The following is a 17,087-nucleotide window of genomic DNA, read 5'->3' on the forward strand; positions in this document are numbered from 1 at the left end:
GAGATTAGGTTTTCGCAATTTAACGATTTATGAAAAGTCGTTAAATTGAATGAAATTAGTAGGTATACTATTTCCAATCTTAATGTTTCAGATGCAAATTATAATGGTAAATATGCTCTATATGACGCTCTTTGCAAAATAGGTTATACAGATAAAATGGCTATAAATAAGCCATATATAACAATCATTAAGGATGGTGCAGGCATTGGAAGAGTTAGAGTCTTACCGGAAAATACAATGTTTATTGGGACTATGGGTGCGATTCATAATAATCAGGAAGTTAATATAAATTTTTTATATCATATTATGTCTAAATTTGATTTTTCAATATCTTCTATTGGAACTGCGATCCCGCATATATATTGGTCAGACTATTCTGAAAATTTAGTAAAAATTTCAGAACTTGTTGAACAGTCAAAAATCGCTGAATTTTTGACTGCAGTTGATAAACTTATCACTCTTACAAATAAAAAACTAACTAAACTCAAAGAGATTAAAAAAGCTTTATTGCAAAAAATGTTTGTCTAATACGCCTATAAAACAGGCGTTTTTTGTTTATAAAAAACAACCCGCAGGTTGTTAATCTAAGTCTTCTAATAAGCTATCTACATTCTTTTTTAATTCTTCTAAATTAGTTTCTGATTCTTGTTTTTTCTTTTCGTTTTCAGTGATGTAATCTTTTTGTTCGTCGGCTACAAGTTTTTTTGCATCACTTAATTCAATACTAAAGAAGGTTGTAACACCACGATTTTGCATTGTGGCACCGAATAAACTGTCAACTCTTGACATTGTACCGTGACGGTGAGTAATAACTAAGAATTGTGTTTTTTCTTTAAGTTGTTGTAGGTATTCTGCATAACGAACAACATTAGCTTCGTCTAAGGCTGCTTCAACTTCATCTAAAATACAAAGAGGCAATGGACGAGCTTTTAAGATACCAAATAATAATGAAATAGCTATTAATGATTTTTCACCACCAGAGAATAATTTTAAGTTCTTAATGTTTTTACCTGGAGGTGTAGCTTCAATTTCAACTCCTGAATCTAAAATGTTTTTAGGATCACTAAAGAATAATCTAGCTGAACCACCACCAAACATTGTTTTGAAGACATTGTTAAATTCATCATTAACATCGTGAATAATGCTTGTTAAACGAGTGGTAATGATTTTATCCATATTGCTAATAGCGTTTTCAAGTGTTTCTTTAGCTTGAGATAATTCTTTTTCACCTTCAGCATATTCATTGTAACGTTTTTCTTCTTCAACTAATTGTTCTAATGCTTCAAGGTTAACATTACCAAGTTTATCAATTTCGTCTCTTAGCTCTCTAACGATTTCTTCAGCTTGATCTTTAGCTAATTCTAATTTATAACCTTGTTGTTCAGCTGCTTCTACAGTTAATTTATAGTGCGAAGCTAAACGCTCTCTAGATTGTTCTGCAAGCATTTGAGCTTTTTGTTTTTGCAATAATTTGCTTGAGAATGAAGACATTAATTGTCTTAAGGTTGAATCATAATCATTTTTAAGAATTTGGGCAGCATTAATATCCATTGCTAAAGCTGCTATTCTTTCTGATTTTGCTTTCACTTCAATTTCAAGAGCATTTTTTCTTGATAGAAGTGTTTCATAGTCAGATTCGTTTAAATTAAGATCTGAATTTAATACAGTTTGTTCAATTGATTCTTTTGCTACGCTTTGAGCACTCATTGTTAATTCATCAAGAACTTTTTGTTCGTTAGTTCTTTGATTAATTAACATATTTAATTGTTGACTAATTTGGTTAATGTATTCAATTGTATTTTTACGTGCGTTTTGAATTTCGTGTGATTTAGCTTCAAATACTTTAATAGATGCTTCTAAACTTGGAACAAGTTTTTGCAATTCATTAAGCTTATCATCTAAATTAAGCAAGGTTTGAGCAGTTGATTTTGTACCACCCATAATAACACCACCAGGTCTAATGGTATCGCCATCAAGTGTAACAATCATGTAACGGCGATCTAGAATGGTAGAAATCTTATTAGCACTATCAATATCGCTAGCTACTATTACATTACCAAGTAAGAATTTTAATAAGATTTGATAAATAGGTTCAGCACTAATTAAATCACTTGCAATTCCAACAAATCCTAAACTCCCTTGAACAGCTAAAACATGATCATCTCTAACTGATTTAGGTTGAATAGATGCTAGAGGAATAAATGTAGCACGACCACCGTTATTATCTTTTAAGAAGTTAACAGCTTTAACGGCTGTTTCTGATTTATCAACTACTAAATGTTGCAAAGCGTTTGATAATACTGCTTCAATCGCGGCTGTATATTTAGGTTCAACTTTAATAAGTTCAGCAACTGTACCTTTTAAAGCCTTACCGAAATATGCTTTGTTTTCTAAAATCGTTTTAGTCCCCTTAAATAACATTGAGTTATTTTCCATTTGTTCTTTTAATGTACTAATACCAATTTCAACTTTGTATAATTCACCTTTTTTCTTATTAGCTTGAATGTTTAGGGAACCAATTTCATTTTCTAGTTGATTAAGTTCTTCTTTGTGTTTAGCTAAAGAAGCTCTCTTAACTAAAATTTCATTTTCATAAAGTTTAATTTTTCTAGTAGCTTCGGTCATTAATTGTTGGAATGACTTAATTCTTTCTTCTTTAGAAGCGTTTAATTTACCTTCGGCAATTAAACGATTTCTTTCTCTAACGGCTTCAGCATGTATATCAAGGTTATTTAAACGTTCTCTTAATTCTGATAATTCAGCTGATAATTTTTGAACTTCAACTTCGTCTTTAGCTTTAAAACTGGTGTTTTGGGCAATTTGGTTTTCGGCTTCAGCAATTCTTCTTTTAAGATCTGTTTCAGTTTCTGAAACGCCTTCAAGTTCTTTACTTAAACTTTCAAAAATTGAGCTGTTTTCTTTAATTCTATCAACTAATAAACCAACTTCAATACTTTTAAGTTCTTCGCTTTTAGCAATAAAGATTTTAGCCTTTTCACTTTGTTTTCTTAATGGAACTAATTTTCTTTCAATTTCAGCTATAACTAAGTGGATTTGGTCCAGACCTTCTTGAGTTTTAGCTAGTTTTGCTAAAGCTTCTTTTTTACGGAATTTATATTTAGAAACCCCTGCAGCTTCTTCAAAAATAGCTTTTCTATCTTCAGCAGTTGCTTCAGCAATGTCGCTAACTGTACCTTGAGAAATAATAGCTAAAGAACTTTTACCAATACCACTTTCCATTGCGATATCTTTTATATCTTTTTGACGACATAATTCGCCATTTAAGTAATATTGATTATTACCGTTTCCTCTTTCAAGAACTCTACTAATTGTAATAGTTTCGTGAGGAATACTACTTGAGCCATCTTTATTGTCAAATGTTAATGTTACAATAGCTTTATCTAATGGTTTAGCAGTTTTAGAGCCTGCAAATATAACATCATCCATACTATCACCACGAAGTTCTTTAGCACTTCTTTCACCTAAAACTCATTTAATGGCGTCGTTAATGTTTGACTTACCTGAACCGTTAGGGCCAACAATACCTGCAACACCACCATTGAATTTTAATGTGATTGGGTCAGCAAATGATTTAAAACCATGTGCTTCTACTTTTACTAATTTCATAATTCCTCCTTACTATTTTATTAATTTTGCAAGAGCTACTTTCGCAGCTTCTTCTTCGGCTTGAGATTTACTTTTTCCTATGCCAGTACCAAAAATTATTCCATCATAAATTACTTCGGATTTAAAATCTTGGTCATTAATTGCATAAGAATTGTAAGTTACCTTAGACTTACTTAAAAGCTGAACTTCTTCCTGGAATAAGGTTTTATAGTCTTTTAAATTATATTTCGTTTGCCTCTATAAATAAGGTCCTTTGAAGAAATTCTTTAGCTTTATTAATACCTAAATCAAGATAAATTGCAGCAACTAATGATTCAAAAATATCAGCACCAACTTTTTGACTTGAAAGAATGCTTCCTCTTTGACTTTTAAAACCTGTAAGTAAGAATTTCTTTAATCTAATTTTCTCACTTAAATTATTCAAGGTTTCAGTTCTAACTAATTTTGATCTTACAAGTGTAAGCTTACCTTGTTGCATATTTAAGTATTTATGATAAATAAAATCACTCATTAAAAATTGAATGATAGCATCGCCAAGAAACTCTAAAGTTTGATAGTTTTTTTCATCAGATTGAGGATAGCAAGAACCGTGAGTTAAGGCTTGCACATAATAATTTATGTTTTTAACTTCAATATTGAATTTTTTTAGATATTGGATAAATTCATCTTTTAAAAAATCTTCTTGTTTGTCAGATTTTTTTGCCATTTTTATGCTTCTTCCTGAGTTTCTAATTCTTTTTTTACTTCGTCAAGCACTCTTTTTTCAAGCACCATTTTAATTTGACCTAAAGCCCCCATATAAGCTTTAGAATCGCTGTTTCCGTGGCATTTAATAGCAACACCATTTAAACCTATTACTCAAGCAGCTCCAACGTTTCTATAATCTAATGTTTCAGCCACATCATGAAAGGCACCTTTAGCAAGTAAATAACCTAGTTTTCTAATTGGTTTAAGCATAATCTTGCTTTTAAGTAAATTTTTAAAACTTAAAACAGCACCTTCTAAGCTTTTTAAGACTAAATTACCACCATATCCATCAATTACGGCTACATCTGTGGTGCCTTCAAGAATTTCTCTTGATTCAACATAACCGATGTAATTTAAGCTTTTATCTTCTTTTAAAATTTCATTAGCTTCTTGCACAATTTGAAGACCTTTATAGCTTTCTGTACCTATGTTTATTAATGAAATTCTTGGGGCTGTCAAGTTTAATAATGCTTTAGCGTAAATATTTGCAATTTTTGCTCATTCAACTAAATATTCTGATTTAGTTTCTATATTGGCACCAACGTCAAGTAATAAGAATTTTCTGCCAACAATCGTAGGCATTAAAGGCATAAATGCTGAACGACTTACACCATTTAATCTTTTAAGTTTAAATGTTGCACAAGCTAAATAAGTTCCTGAATCTCCGCTAGATAATACTGCATCAGCTTCATTGTTAGCTACTAAGTCTAATGCTGTATTCATAGAAGTATTTTCTCTTAATGATTTATGAAAATTCTTTTTATCACTTGGTTGGTTAGGGTTATTGATAATTTTTAAATTATCAGGTTTATTATGTTTTTTATCAAATTGTTTAAGAATTTCTTCTTCGGGACCAATTAAAGTAATTTCGTATGACGGATTTTGCTTTAAAAAAGCCACAGTCGCTTCAATTGAAGGTTTAATACCGTTATCATTACCGTTAATATCAAAAGCAATTTTATACATATTTAATTATTCCAATCCAATTAAAAAGTGATAGTTAGGTTGATTTCCATCAACGATTTCGACGCCACAGCTGTATTTACTTGAAATATAATCAGCTAATTCACTTGCATCTGCTTCAGAAGCATCATTGCCATAGTAAATTGTAACTAGCTCAGAATTTTCATTAACTACTTTGTTTATGATGTATTTAGCAGCTTCTAAATAAGTGCTTTTACATGCAATAATTTTGTCATCTAAAATACTTAAGTAGTTGTCCTTTTTAATTTTCACACCATTAATTTTAGTGTCTCTTACAGCTATTGTAACTTCACCTGTTTTAACTAATGAAACCATTTCGTTCATTAATTCTTCATTTTCTTCTGGGCTTGAATCTTTGTTAAAACCAAGCATAGCATTGATACCTTGAATTTGGGTTCTTGTTTTGATAATATGAATCTTTTTATCTGAAACAACTTGTGCGGCTTGTTCAGCAGTTAAAAAGATGTTTGAGTTATTTGGAAGTATAAACACATTTTCAGCATTACATTTGTTAATTGCATCAACAATATCGGCGGCTGAAGGGTTTTGGGTTTGACCGCTTTCGATTATTACATCACAACCTAGTTCATTCATTTTATTAATAATTCCAGTTCCTAAGTTGCATGAAATAACACCACATTTACTTAAAGGTTCTAAACTTGTTTCCTGAGTTTTACTTAAATCAACATTTTTATTTCTTGAATCTTCGGCTTGTAATGTCATATTTTCAGACTTAATTTTCATAAATTCACCATATTTTTGACCAAGGTTTAATAAATCACCAGGTTTAATAGTATGTCCGTGTACTTTAACTAATTCTGCATCTTGCACAACAACTAATGAGTTGGCTTTTTTACTTAAAGATTTTTGAAATGCTTCTTTATTAAATTCTTCAGGGTTATTTAGTGAAATAATAAATTCTGTGCAGTAGCCAAATTCGCCTGTGTAAACTTCTTCACTACTAATGAATTTATCAATGGCTTGTTCTTCATTAGATAAACTTACAGGATTTCCTAAAATTAATGAAGCCATCCCTGAAATAAACATAACTAAGCCTTCGCCACCTGAATCAACTACTCCAACTTCACGTAAAATTTTTAATTTATTTGGTGTATTATCACAAGCTACTCTGGCAAAATCTTTAGCGAAGACAAAAAACTCTTCAAATGAAGTATTCTTGTTAATTTTCTTTTCTAATTCTTCAGTAGTTTCTCTAATAACAGTTAAAATAGTACCTTCTACGGGTTTTAAAACAGATTGATACGCTCTTTCAGTTGCTTTTTTGAATCCTTCAAGTAAACCTAATACATCCACTTCAGTTTTGTTTTCAAAACTTAAAGCAAAACCTTTGAAAATTTGGCTTAAAATAACCCCTGAATTTCCTCTTGCACCATAAAGCATATTTTTTGAAACAAATGAAGCTACTTCACCTAAGTTTTTATTTTGATAGCCTTCTAACGCTTTAGCGGCTGCATCTACTGTGCTTGACATATTTGTTCCAGTATCCCCATCAGGAACTGGGAAGACATTTAAATCATCAATTCTGTTTTTATTATTTATTAAGTTGTTTGCTCCTGAAATAATCAGCTGAGCATATAATTGTCCGTCTATAGTCTTATTCTTAATCATTAGAAATTCCCCCTATAAATAAGTTAATTTTTCCAATATTTTGTTTTTTCCTTTTTAGTTTAAATTTTAATGTGTTTGAAACGCTGTTCACAATGTCTTTAGCGTTTGAATTATTGTGTAATTTCATTGTTGCTATAAAGTTTCAAATGTTATTGTTTTCGCAAACATTAAAAACTGCAGGTATATTTGAATTAAATTCATCATCTGATTTAATAATTGCACTAATTCCAGGAGTTGATTCTAAAGTATCTATAAAAATTTGTTCAACTTCTTTGTTGTTCATTTATCCTCCAACAAGCCGTGTATCTACACTTTTTTAATATGTATTATTTTACTATATATATGTATATATAATATAAAATTTAATTATGGCCGAAGTGATTGAAAAAGTTGTAGTTTTAGAATTAAAACCATATGCTGAAAACACTAATGATGCAATTTTATATGCCTTAACGAAAAATGGTGTTAAGGCATTTTTAGCTAAAGGTGTTAATAAGTCTGAATCAAAAAATAGAGCTAATTTACAAATTGGTTCTGTTTGTGAAATTGAATATTTCCCAACAAGGCTGCTTGATAGGGTTAATAGACTAAAAAAAGCCAATATTATTGCTATGCCAAACTATGAAAATCGCTTTGTGATTAAGTTTGTTTCAAAAGCAGTTATTTTTATGAAACATTTTAATAAATATTGTCCAGAAATAACACAAGCGTATGAAGAGTGCCTAAAACACCAAAATGACGGCAAAACAGCCTTTTTAGTCACATATTTAGTAGCATCAGCACTAAAATATTATGGTATTATGCCTAATATTGAAAGATGTATTGAATGTGGTTCGCCTGGTAATTTATGCAGTTTTCAATTTTACCTTGGAGGTTATTTTTGCGGGTTGCACACCAAAAAGCAACGCTGAACTAAAGAACTAAAATCAATTTATTATTTATTTAAGAACTTAAGTGTTTACTTAAATGTTTGTATTCCAAGCGTAAATGAAATTATTTATAAAGAATTACTTGCTCACTATATATCTAATGGTATTTGCGTTGATTGAGAAAAAGATATTAACGTAAAATAATTATGAAAAATAACCGCAATAAGCGTCAATAATTGAAAAAATTTTTGATGCTTTTTTTAATAGTTTAAAATTAGATTATAAATTTATATATAACTTAATATTTAATAAAAAAGGAGACACAAATGGATGTTATTGGAAATTCAAAAGTAGCTATTAATGCTATTGAAAAATATGAAAATATTATAATTTTCCACCACATTAGACCTGACAGTGATTGTTTAGGTTGCCAAGCTGGTTTAGCAGAATTAATTAGGACAAATTATCCAAATAAAAAAGTTTATACAGTTGGTGACAATGTTCATACTTTTGACTTTATGAACTATCACTTTGATAAGATTGAAGACATAGATTTTAATAATTCACTGGGTGTTGTTTGTGATGCATCTAGTTCAGATAGAATTGAATGTTCATATCTTTTATTAGAAAAAAGATTCACGGCAACCCTTAGAATTGATCACCACCCAAATGGTAGTGATGTAGTTTATGATTATTTATGAGTAGATGAACATTATGTTGCGGCTGCTGAAATGATTGCTCAAATTGCTAAAGACGCTAACTGAGAAATTACTAAAAAAGCTGCTGAGCACGTATTTTTAGGAATTGTTACAGATAGCGGAAGATTCTTATATCCAGATACAAGTGCAAGAACACATAAATTAGTAGCTTACTTATATGAAAAAAGTGGTTTTGATCCTCAATGAATTTTTAAAGAATTAAATAAGAGATCATTAAAAGATATTAAATTTATTGGTGAAATTCTTTCAAAATTCCAAAGAAAAGGCAGAGTTTTATACTTTAACGTAACTGAAGAAGTTATGAATAAATTTGACTTTAACAGCCTTGAAGCAGCTATTTTCGTAAATGAATTAGCTAATATTGATGATAATTCTTGTTGAGCATTCTTTATTCAACTTGAAGATGGCAATGTCAGAGGTCGTTTAAGATCAAATGGTCCACTTGTTAATAAAGTAGCCAACAAATATGGTGGTGGAGGACATGATAATGCAGCTGGTGTTACAGTTAAAACATGAGCTGAAACTGAAGCTATTTTAGATGACTTAAATCAAGCAATCGCAGAATGAGAAGGTAAATAAGATGGCTGGAAATATGGTTCTTGGTAAATGAGGAGATGCTAAAAGATTAATTGAAAAATATGATTCGATCGTAATTTTTCATCACATTAGACCAGATGGAGATTGCTTAGGAAGCCAATTTGGTTTAAGAGAATTAATTAGAGATAACTATCCAAATAAAAAAGTTTATGCTATTGGAAATAATTTTGGCACATTAGACTTTATGAATTTTGATTTTGATGAAATTCCTTCTGATGAAATTTTAAGTAAGTCATTAGGTGTAGTTGTTGATGCTAACCATAAAGAAAGAATTCAAAATAGAGAAGTTTTAGATAAAAACTTATTCCCTGAAACTTTAAGAATTGATCACCATCCAAATGATGATGATTTACATAATTGCACTCGTTGAGTTGAATCGGCCAGAATTGCTGGTGATGAAATGATTGCTGAATTAGCTTTTCAATGTAAATGAAAAATTTCACCAAAAGCTGCTGAATTCTTATTTTTAGGAATTGTAACAGATAGTGGAAGATTCCAGTTTTCAGATGTTTCAGCAAGAACTCACGAATTAACTGCGTACTTATATAAAAATGGTTTAAATGCTGAAAGAGTTTTTGCTGGTTTAGCTGCTACAAGTATTGAAGATATTGCTGTAAATAATAAAATATTTTCAAATATGAAAACAGATGGTAAAGTTGCATATTCAACCTTAACATACAACGAAACAGTTGCTTTAGGAAAAACACCTAATGAGGTATGTAGAGTGAATGTTATTGGTAATCTTAAAGGATATCCATTCTGAGTATTATTTAATGAAGAACAAGATGGAAGAATTAGAGTAGAATATCGTTCAAATGGTCCATGTGTTAGAAATGTAGCTGTTAAATGAGGTGGCGGTGGTCACGAAAGAGCTTCTGGTTCTATGCTATCTTCATTTGATTTAGTTCCTAATGTTATTTCAGATTGTAACGCAGAAGTTGAACGCTGAGAAAAATATGGGAATGCTGATCAAATAAAATAATTCATAAATATCTTAGTAATTCTAGGATATTTTTATTTATCCTATAAAACAGCTTTTTTGACCAAAATAATGACAAAATTAACATTTTTAAAATTCAGAAAATAGCTATATATATATATATATATATTAAAAATGTATAATTAAAATGTAAGTTTCAAATACTTACTTTGAAGATTTTTATTTTAGAAGGAAATGAAATTTTATGAAATTTAAAAAATTATTTTTAGGTGCATTCTCAACAGCTATTGTTGCTGCTCCTATGGCTCTTAGTGTTTCATGTAATGACACCAAAAAAGAAGCTAAATCATTTGATAAATTATCATTTGACGAACAAAAAACGGCTGTTCAAACTGCTTACGCAAACTTAAGCGCTGATCAAAAAATGGACTTTGTAAAATCATTAGATATGAAAAAAACATTATCTGATGATCAAGTCGCTAAATTAATTAGCGTATTAAACAAAGATGCAGCTATGATTGGTGGTATTATTTGATACATTAAATCAGTAGAATCATATATTGCAAAAGATGCCGCTTATGCAGCAGCTAAGATTGCTTTTGAAAACCTTAAAAAACGTGCAGATACAGATAATATGGATTACTCACAAAACTTTAACACAGCTCAAAAAGTAGTTAACCCAGCAAGTGGAAAATCAATTCCAGTTATCTTTATGGATATTGACGAAACTGTATTACAAAATGATATTACAGAATCATACGCTATGTTACACGGCGGATTCAATATGGCTGATAAAGAAAGAGAAGATGTTAAAGGATTAAGATTTGCTCTTCCAGGTGTTGTTGAATTTATTAACTATGTGCAAGAAAATGGGGCATTAGTTGCTTATAACTCGGATATGAGTCAATCAACATTGGTTAGAGATAAAGTTGCAGAAAACTTGAAAAAAGCTGGTGTTAAATTTGTTCAAAACTACCAATTCTGAATGCGTGGTTCAATGCCTTATTTAGCAACAAATGAAAATGAAATTACAAATGAATTAACTGCAAATATGTCAAAAGATGAACTTAAAACATTAGCAGGAAAAACTAAATTCACAGAAAACTTTAGTGCAAAACCATGAAGAACATGAGACAACATTGCTGCTGCTGAAACTTTAGGTAAACTTGTTTACAAAACTGACAGAATGAATGGCTTAGATGCTAATACTGAAGGTTGAAATCTTGGTGCAGAACAAGCAGGTTCAGGTGATAAAGTTGTTATGAAAACAACTATGAGAATTGGTGACAACTACAATGACTTCTTTGACAGACAATCTAAGAAATTAACTAATGATGAAAAAGTTAAAACATACTTAGACGAAGATGGATTACGTAAATTATTTATGCCTGAAGGTGGAGATGGTCTTAAATATGATACAAAAACCAAAAAATTTGTTAAATTAGGATATCACCAAGCTTACATTATGGTTCCAGGTAATGCTGAATACGGTGGCTGAACAGATGAATATGGCTATGGTAACTATTACGATCTTTGAAAAGCTTTACAAGCAATTCAAGAAAATCCTAAATATGCTCAAGGACCATCAGCAGATGCTAATGGTGGTGCTCTTAGACCATAGTAATCCAAATAATTTTTAAATTTAAACACCCGTTTGGGTGTTTTCTTATTTGCCTGTTTTATAGGCATAAAAAAAGTTAACATATTGTTAACTCTAAAAATTATTTAATACCATATACAGTATATCTAAGCATTTTTCCACCTAATTCATCCTCGTAGATTACCTTTTTAGATTTATCAGGACCAGTTTCAGAGAAACTCTTAGTATATGCTACATATTGCTTTATATCAAAGGTTTTTAATAGTTCAGGATTAGTAACCATTTTTGGGAATGCGAATAAATAGTTAAAAATTTGAACATTTGGTATATTCTCTTGATTTTCAGGCTCGCTATCAGAAACATCAATTTGCAATATAAATGCATCTTCTGTTAATAGATAGAAATTATTCTCAATATAGTCTTCGCTATTTTCGTATAGTTGATTTGTATATTGAATAATTTTGTTGCTTTTTGGTGTATAGAATGTACCAATTTTTTGGGTGTTTTCTCTAGCACTTATGTCTGCATTATCAGCTGATTCTTCAAATAGGTCATATGTTGGATAGTATATAAAATTCAAACGATCAAAATAATATAAGAATGCTAATCAGTTTTTCGTGTTGAATTCTTCAATGATTTTATTACTTTGTAGTAATAATTTAGGCTTTTTGGTTCCAAAAATACCACCATCATCACCGAATTGTTTAATGTTATTACTTCCGTAATAAAATGCTCATCTAATATCATTTAGATATGTTTCATCAATTTGTTTTTGTTCTTCAATAAATTTTTCTTTTAAGTCTGTTTTATTGCCGTATACAGCATTTAACAATGCCTCAATATAATCTTGATTAATAAATGATTTTCATAAATCGTTTTTAACTGAATCGATATTTAAGTTCTCGAGCTTATTAACTTCTTGAGTTGTACTTTTATTTTGACACGAAATAACACATAAAGGAGCACTTAAAAATAATGAAGGTAAAATAAATTTAAGTTTTTTCATTATTCAACCCCTTTATATAACATAATTGCTACAGCTGGAATGCCATATCTAAATTTAACCACCAAATCATTTTCCAATCTGTCAAATCCTTCCTGGTCTCCATGAATAAAAGCACTATGAACTACATTTGAAATTAAATTTAAAGATATTTTACTTGCTTTAGAATTTGCAAACGATCAAACATAAGGCTTAAGAAGGATTTTAGGGTGTTCACTAACAGCGTCATTAATTGATATTCTAAAAACATTTTTATCTTTTAATAAATAAAAGATATCTTTATCCAATAATTCAGCTGATTCTTCACCTTCTTTTATTTCACTTAAATAATCGTTTCCAAATTGAACTTTTGATAAATCAGGCATAGAAAGATTAGAAATAGTTTCTTTATATTTATCTGAATGATCTCCATTTTTACCTTTTGGGAATGTAAATCATTTATAGAAATCAAGTTTAAATTTATCCAAATTACTCAAAACATAATATCAATTTAAACTGTAAAATGCTTCCATTGATTTTACTAATTCATCTAATTTATCGTTATTTTGGTTCTTTTTAGCTTTTGTTCATTCATTTGAAAATTGTTTTAATCCTTCTTCAATTTGTTTAATATGTTCAGGATCTTTCATTTGATTAAAATAATTCACCTTTGCACTTTCGCTTCTAAAATTAGCTTTTATCAATACGTCTAGAATTTTCTTTGTATTAACTTCTTGTGAATTTTCTACGGGCGGAACAATGTCTTTTGATTTATCAATATATTTATCTAAAGAAGTTTTTTGACTGTAATTTGTGCAAGAAACCACTGAACTTAAAACTATAGTAGGAGCGATTACGCTTAAATTTTTTACAAATTTATTCATAAATTTCCCTCCAAGCAAATCTGAGAACTTTTAAGCCTTCGGAGGTATTAAATCCATCGATTGCTTTTTGAAGTGCGTTATTATAAGCTTCTGCATTAAAAGGTGTAGCAAACTGTTCATCGTTATATTTTGAATATATTTTAGTTAAGTCATAATCACTATCGGCTCTTTGTCAGTATTTTACATCTGCATCAATGAATTTTTTTCTTTCTTCCTCTATTTTATTGGCTAATAATGCTAAAAATTCATGATGTTTTTCAATATTCGTAAAATCTGCTACATATAATAAAAAGGGATCGACAACAAAGTGATTTTTTCCTTCAAATTCATATGCAAAAAAGTGTAATACATAATTATTATTATAAGTAAGGAAGTAGTGTTTTTTATTAAGGAATTTATCGAATGGTTTTACTTCTTCAGGAGAATTTCAATCAATTATAAAAAGGTCTTGTATTTCATTATTTTGCAGTTTTATAGATAAATCTGGAAAAATTTCTTTTACTTTATTTATTAATTCTTCTTCATTTGGAAAAGTAGCATATTTATCACCATAAGGAGTATAAACGTACATAAATTTATCAATATTTTTTAAATATCAATATCAGTCATTAGAAATAGCGTTTGAAAGAATATTTTTAGCTGTTAATGTAATTTTAGAATAATTTGGACTTAAGCTATTAGGTTTAAAAATTGGATAAAAATTTAAAGCATATTTTATTTCACTAAACATATTAGAATGAATATTTTCTTCATGTTGAACATATTCATTAGAAAGTTTTTCGCTAGGCAAGAATAATTTTTCTAACGTTTTTATATTTTTATTATTTAAAAATAAATTTATTTGACTATTAATATCAATTTGATTGGTTTCTTTTTTTACTTTAGAGCTTTTAAATACTGCTGCGGTAGGTAATAAAATAGCACTTGAAGCCAATATTGCTGTAGTACTAATTAGCAATAACTTTTTCATAAAAAATTTGCTCTAAAGAATTATATTTTGCACCATTATATTTAATTTGGCCATCGTGAATTAAAGTTAAACTGTCACAATATCTATCAACTTCAGATAAAACGTGAGTGCTAATAAAAATTGTAGTGCCTTGTTGCTTTAATTCGTTTAAAGTTTTAAATAATTCAAATCTTGAAGTAGGATCAAGAAATGAAGAAGGTTCATCAAGAATCAAAATTTTTGGATCATTAAGTAATGCTTGAATAAGTAAAACTTTTTTCTTTTGACCACTTGAAAAGTTATATGGTTTTTGTTTTTTAAGTTGAGAAATACCGAATTTCTTTAATAGTGAATCAATTTTGCTTTCAACTTTTTCGCTTTCAAGATTAGAAAGTAAAGCAAAACATTTTAAATATTCATATACTGTTAGTTCTTTTGGAAAAATAGCACTTTCTGGAACATATCCAATTAATGATTTACTTTGTGGATTTTTATTAGATAAACCATCAATTAAAATTTCACCATCATATTTATAGTATGCACCAATAATTGATTTAATTGTTGTTGTTTTACCTGAACCATTTTCACCTATAAAGGCGTGAAAGTCTCCAGAATTTACATGAAAATTAAGACTATGAATACCACGATTATTTTTATCGTAAATTTTTGTTAAATTATTAACTTCTAAAATTTTACTCATTATTTATAGTCCTTTCTCATATATAAAATACTGTTAAGACCTAAAAACAAGGTAGATAATGCAACTCAAATTAGTAAGTAATAATATTTATTAACTACCAATTTATCTCTTGAAATAGAAACTACATTTGAAACATTTTGGAATAAGAAGTTATTTGGATCTTTATGCAATTCGTATCTTGTGATAGGTCTAGGTTTATCATCTATTGTTTGTATTTGTTGAATAGGTTCATAATAGCTAAATCCACCTATTCTATAGTCGTGTTCGTCAATATTAATAAGAATTGTACTTGGTGCAAATGAATTTTCGATTGAATCATTGCTTAATAATGATTTTAATAATGTTGAATCATTATATGTAAAGTACAAGTAATACATTAATGCTACACTTAAATAAATTTTTCTTTGAGTTTCGTTTTCAAGTAATAAATTCTTCACTGCATTTTTGTCAAAAATAGCTATTTTATTGTCTTCTATTTTATTTAAAGTACTGTCTTTATCGTTAACTATTGAACTGATTGAGTTTAATAGTTGTTTTTTAATTTCGGCAAGTTCTTTAGATTTTATTTCAGTAAATAATTTTTCATAAAATTCTTTAGCAACTTTGTTAAATTCTTCGCTTGAAAAAACAGGATTTAATTTATCTCAAGTAATTTTTCCAACTAGGTTTGTAGGAGCTGCAAAATTAAAGTTATCTTCATCAAATGAAACGTTAAAACTTTCGGCATTAACTCTAGCATAAATAACACCAGAGTTATTTGAATTAGGCGAAATTACATTGTTATCTTTTAACACGCCAGGAACAAGATAGTCGTATTTTGAAACTAATTCATTACCTACATTTAATTTAATTAATTTGCTATTTAAGTCTGTTTTATAAGAATAAACAACATTTTCTAAATCTGGATAATATGTATATTTGCTTAAATTATTTTCATTTTTATTTTGACCAGCAAATGTATTGATGTTATTTACATTGAAAATATCAATCATTTGAAAAGGCAAAATAGTTCATGAATATGTTTGTCAGTCTGTTGCACTATTTTTTGATAATTTAAACGCTTCATTTATGTATTGAATTTGGTTTTCTGTTAGTTCTGCATTTTCGGCACCATTAGGAATTAGGTAGTATTCATCTTTATTATTATTTAAGTAGAATTTTTCGGCATCTACTTGAGTACCAGAATTGTGGTAGTTATATTTAGTATTAAGGAAGTAAGCTGTATGGTCATTGCTTGGATTTGAATTAGGAAGAATAAAATTACCACCAATTGCTAAAGGGGCAAATAATAACAATGGAATAGCTAAGGCTAATTTTGAGTTTATTTTAAAGCTTAACAATGAAGCAATTGAGCCAAAGAATAAATAAACTAAAAATGGAACTATAAAACTTAAAGGAATTAATACTTTTAAGTCTGTTTTATTGGCTAATAGGCCAAATGTTAATGACATTGATAAAAAGGTTGAAACACTTCAAATTAAACCAATCAATATGAATGTTAAATTTTTACCAAGAATAATTTGTTTTCTTGACAAAGGTTTTGAATATATTAATAATTCAATACCTTCGCTATCTAAATCACTAAAAAGGTTAATGCCTTTTAATGAACCATAAAAAATTGTTAAAAGAATTACACAAAAACTATATGAATAAATTAGTATATTTCTATAAAAATCACTTAGGGTAATGAAACTAAAAGTTGTGCCAATAATTAGTGAAATAATTAAAGTTAAAATAGGAAGCACTACTGTGCTAACTTTCAAAGCTGTAATTTTAAACAGGAATTGAGAGTAATTTATAGTTGCGTTTTTCATTTTTCCTTTCTTTATTTTAAAAAATGAATTCTATAAATTGTCTCAT

Annotated in this window: 16 protein-coding genes; 5 read left to right on the forward strand and 11 right to left on the reverse strand. The window is 28.8% G+C overall.

The genetic code is table 4. From position 1 onward, the window contains the following. A partial coding sequence (locus T390_RS0102005) for a restriction endonuclease subunit S (RefSeq protein ID WP_027334843.1) occupies positions 1–528 on the forward strand: 528 nt, incomplete at its 5' end. Between the two features lie 51 nt (positions 529–579). Here T390_RS0102005 and T390_RS03815 read toward each other — a convergent pair. From T390_RS03815 to T390_RS0102030, 6 genes are read right to left on the reverse strand one after another with little or no spacing between them, the layout of a single operon-like run. Next, positions 580–3,627: an AAA family ATPase gene (locus tag T390_RS03815; RefSeq protein WP_084260950.1), complete on the reverse strand. Its 3,048-nt coding sequence runs from the start codon at positions 3,625–3,627 to the stop codon at positions 580–582. A gap of 12 nt (positions 3,628–3,639) precedes the next feature. Further along, positions 3,640–3,846 carry a putative dsRNA-binding protein gene (locus T390_RS04265; RefSeq protein WP_334290780.1) on the reverse strand — a complete coding sequence of 69 codons (207 nt, stop codon included), beginning with the start codon at positions 3,844–3,846 and terminating at the stop codon, positions 3,640–3,642. Position 3,847: 1 nt separating this feature from the next. Then, positions 3,848–4,333: a ribonuclease III domain-containing protein gene (locus T390_RS03820; protein ID WP_235732223.1), complete on the reverse strand. Its 486-nt coding sequence runs from the start codon at positions 4,331–4,333 to the stop codon at positions 3,848–3,850. 2 nt (positions 4,334–4,335) lie between these two features. Continuing rightward, positions 4,336–5,340, reverse strand: a complete 1,005-nt coding sequence (gene plsX, locus T390_RS0102020) for a phosphate acyltransferase PlsX (protein WP_027334844.1) — start codon at positions 5,338–5,340, stop codon at positions 4,336–4,338. A gap of 6 nt (positions 5,341–5,346) precedes the next feature. Further along, a complete protein-coding gene (locus T390_RS0102025) occupies positions 5,347–6,987 on the reverse strand; it encodes a DAK2 domain-containing protein (RefSeq protein ID WP_027334845.1) in 1,641 nt (546 codons plus the stop codon). Then, positions 6,980–7,270 (reverse strand): hypothetical protein, encoded by a 291-nt coding sequence (locus T390_RS0102030; RefSeq protein WP_027334846.1) that lies wholly within the window; start codon positions 7,268–7,270, stop codon positions 6,980–6,982. Before T390_RS0102030 ends, T390_RS0102025 begins: the two co-directional genes overlap by 8 nt. An 85-nt stretch (positions 7,271–7,355) precedes the next feature. Here T390_RS0102030 and recO point away from each other — a divergent pair, with 85 nt between their 5' ends. The 4 genes from recO (at position 7,356) to T390_RS0102050 (ending at position 11,733) form a co-directional block, all read left to right on the forward strand. Then, complete coding sequence (gene recO, locus T390_RS0102035; RefSeq protein ID WP_027334847.1) at positions 7,356–8,060, forward strand: DNA repair protein RecO; 705 nt, start codon at positions 7,356–7,358, stop codon at positions 8,058–8,060. Positions 8,061–8,182: 122 nt separating this feature from the next. Next, positions 8,183–9,154 carry a DHH family phosphoesterase gene (locus T390_RS0102040; protein WP_036436084.1) on the forward strand — a complete coding sequence of 324 codons (972 nt, stop codon included), beginning with the start codon at positions 8,183–8,185 and terminating at the stop codon, positions 9,152–9,154. Between the two features lie 13 nt (positions 9,155–9,167). Further along, on the forward strand, positions 9,168–10,154 hold the full coding sequence (locus T390_RS0102045; RefSeq protein WP_027334849.1) for a DHH family phosphoesterase: 987 nt from the start codon (positions 9,168–9,170) through the stop codon (positions 10,152–10,154). A gap of 202 nt (positions 10,155–10,356) precedes the next feature. Further along, the gene (locus tag T390_RS0102050) at positions 10,357–11,733 is read left to right on the forward strand and encodes an HAD family acid phosphatase (protein WP_027334850.1); all 1,377 of its coding nucleotides are present in this window, start codon (positions 10,357–10,359) and stop codon (positions 11,731–11,733) included. 100 nt (positions 11,734–11,833) lie between these two features. Here T390_RS0102050 and T390_RS0102055 read toward each other — a convergent pair whose 3' ends face one another. Genes T390_RS0102055 through T390_RS0102075 form a run of 5 tightly spaced genes read right to left on the reverse strand, consistent with a single transcriptional unit; the run spans position 11,834 to position 17,041 of the window. After that, entirely contained in the window at positions 11,834–12,718 is an 885-nt protein-coding gene (locus T390_RS0102055) for an aromatic motif membrane protein (RefSeq protein ID WP_027334851.1), read from the reverse strand. Beyond that, positions 12,718–13,578: an aromatic motif membrane protein gene (locus tag T390_RS0102060; protein ID WP_027334852.1), complete on the reverse strand. Its 861-nt coding sequence runs from the start codon at positions 13,576–13,578 to the stop codon at positions 12,718–12,720. Before T390_RS0102060 ends, T390_RS0102055 begins: the two co-directional genes overlap by 1 nt. Further along, the gene (locus T390_RS0102065; protein ID WP_027334853.1) at positions 13,571–14,548 is read right to left on the reverse strand and encodes an aromatic motif membrane protein; all 978 of its coding nucleotides are present in this window, start codon (positions 14,546–14,548) and stop codon (positions 13,571–13,573) included. The genes T390_RS0102060 and T390_RS0102065 overlap by 8 nt, the downstream gene beginning before the upstream one ends. Continuing rightward, a complete protein-coding gene (locus tag T390_RS0102070; RefSeq protein WP_027334854.1) occupies positions 14,526–15,227 on the reverse strand; it encodes an ABC transporter ATP-binding protein in 702 nt (233 codons plus the stop codon). Before T390_RS0102070 ends, T390_RS0102065 begins: the two co-directional genes overlap by 23 nt. Then, positions 15,227–17,041 (reverse strand): ABC transporter permease, encoded by a 1,815-nt coding sequence (locus tag T390_RS0102075; RefSeq protein ID WP_027334855.1) that lies wholly within the window; start codon positions 17,039–17,041, stop codon positions 15,227–15,229. The genes T390_RS0102070 and T390_RS0102075 overlap by 1 nt, the downstream gene beginning before the upstream one ends. Between the last annotated feature and the right edge of the window lie 46 nt (positions 17,042–17,087).

The organism is Mycoplasmopsis felifaucium ATCC 43428 (assembly GCF_000687775.1).
GTDB lineage: Bacteria > Bacillota_I > Bacilli_A > Mycoplasmatales > Metamycoplasmataceae > Mycoplasmopsis > Mycoplasmopsis felifaucium.